General features: G+C 70.5%; 2 protein-coding genes. Both read right to left on the bottom strand.

Annotated features, from left to right (window positions below; all coding sequences use genetic code 11):
* Positions 1 to 354, bottom strand: a 354-nt coding sequence (locus FUT87_RS14030; protein ID WP_222617148.1) for a hypothetical protein, incomplete at its 3' end; no start/stop codon positions are given.
* Positions 355 to 403: 49 nt separating this feature from the next.
* The gene (dnaX, locus tag FUT87_RS14035) at positions 404 to 2,245 is read right to left on the bottom strand and encodes a DNA polymerase III subunit gamma/tau (RefSeq protein WP_147241415.1); all 1,842 of its coding nucleotides are present in this window, start codon (positions 2,243 to 2,245) and stop codon (positions 404 to 406) included.
* Positions 2,246 to 2,301: the final 56 nt, after the last annotated feature.

Genomic DNA, 2,301 nt, shown 5'->3' on the forward strand with positions numbered 1-2,301 from the left:
GTCGACCGCGGCGCAGATGCCGGCGCGCAGGGCGGCCATGAACTCGCCCTTGCGCATCTGTCCGGGGGACGCGTTGGCGTCGTCGGGCACCAGCAGCGGCGAGGCGCTCGTCGGGGCGGTGACTGCCGCGGGCTCGCCATCGCCGGGCTTGGCGGAGCGCTGGATGAGGCTCACCCCTGCCCTCTCCCGCCCCGCGGGAGAGGGAGCAAGAGAGGCAGGATCGGTCGCGGCGGACCAGCCGGACTGGCCGGGGAGCGGCCATCGCCGGCCTTGCAGCACCGCGTCGGCGATGCGGTCGGCCTCGTGCTCGGCGGGGTCGTTGGCCGGCGCGACCGTCTCCTTGAGGGACGGCACGCGCGCGGTGGCCGACGCCGGTTGTGCGGCTGCCCGGGTCGCGTCCATATCAGGGCGGGCCGAACACGGCCTTGACCTGTTCCGCGAAGAACTTCTTGTCGCGTTCCAGGAGCGAGGGCGACGCGTCGACGCGTGCCTTCAGGTGCGCCACCACGGCCTTGGCGACCTCCGGATGCAGCGCCTTCTTCAGCACGTTGAGCTGGCGCGGCACGTCCACGTCCGGATCGTCGGTGGGATTGGGCGGCGCGGTGCCGGTCTCGGGATGCGCATAACGACGCTCGCGCAGCTCCGCGAAGATCTCGGTCTCCGCGTACTCGTAGGTGTCGAAGAACTTCTGCCGCAGCACCGGATCGGTCTTCCACTTCTTGCGCTCGGCCTCGGGCATGCGCTCCAGCGCCGCGCTCATGATCTCGGTCGCGTAGGCCTTGCCGTACTCGAAGTGCCCGCCGAGCTCGTGCGCCACGTTGGGCCACACGTTCTTCGCGTCCTTCTCGGCCAGCTCCACCCATTGCATGCCGACCTCGAGCTCGTCGCCGAGCTGCGCGCCGAAGTAGCCCTGCTCCAGCGCGTCCTTGGGGTCGAACTTCAGGCGCTTGCCCTTCATCACCGTCTCGAGCTCGGTGCCGGCGACGCTGGCCACGACCTTCTTCCAGGCGGCATCGGCGCGCTTCTTCCAGTCGTCCTGCACCTTGGGGTCCAGCTTGGTCCAGGCATCGGCCGGCTTGGGCGGATCGGCGGCCTTGGTTTCGCTCTTGATGATGTCGTCGACGGTCACCGTCGGCGGCGTGACCGGCGGCGGCAGGCCCGACTTCTTCGCCGCCTCCTCCGCCTCCTTGCGCTTGCGGTCCTCGGTTTCCTTGCGCTGCTTCTCGAGGAAGTCGTACTGCAGGCCGCCGAGCCGGTTGATCTCGGCCTCGCGCGCCTTCTCGGATTCCGACTTGCACCGCTGCAGCCGCAGCCCGCCGCGCGTGGGCGGGCCGCCATGGCGCACCGGCGGGCCGGCGCTGCCCTTGCCGTAGAGCGTCGACAGCGCGCCCAGCGCCGAGCGGTCGGCCTCTTCCTCGAGGCCGGGCGTTTCCGCCATGTCGCGGCCCGCGTCCGGCGCCCGCGCGCCGTCCTGCTGCGCCACGTGGGCCAGTTCATGGGCGATCAGCGCGTCGCCGCGCGGCGTGCCCGGCTGGAACTCGCCCGAGCCGAAGGCGATCGCCTGGTCGGTCAGCGACAGCGCGTCGCGCATCGAGCCGCGCGCCGCGCGTGCCAGCAGGCGCAGCGCGCCGGGTTCGTTCGGGACGTTCTCGTTGCCCAGCACGCGCGTCAGGTGCTCCAGCACCGTCTGCGGCGCCATCGGGCGCAGGTTGAATTGCAGGCAGCGCGACAGCACGGTCACGGGGACCTTCTGCGGGTCGGTCGTCGCGAGGACGAACTTCAGGTACTCGGGCGGCTCCTCCAGCGTCTTCAGCATCGCGTTGAAGGCGGTGTTCGAGAGCATGTGCACTTCGTCGATCATGTAGACCTTGAAGCGCCCGACGACCGGCTTGTAGACGGCCTGGTCCAGCAGCTGGGAAATTTCCTCGACGCCGCGGTTGGAGGCGGCGTCGAGCTCGACGTAGTCGACGAAGCGGCCGGCGTCGATGTCGCGGCAGGCGTCGCAGACGTTGCAGGGATGGGCGGTGATGCCGCCGGTGCCGTCCGGGCCGATGCAGTTCAGCGACTTGGCCAGGATCCGCGACACCGAGGTCTTGCCCACGCCGCGGGTGCCGGTGAACAGATAGGCGTGATGCAGGCGCTGCTGCGTCAGCGCATTGGCCAGGGCCTGCACGACGTGTTCCTGACCCATCAGCTCCTCGAAGGTGCGGGAGCGGTATTTGCGTGCGAGGACCTGGTAACTCATGACGGGGCATTCTACGGGGGCGCACTCGCCCGCCGGCGCGCCGCCGGGCGGGCGGC

It is taken from the genome of Mitsuaria sp. TWR114, from assembly GCF_007997345.1.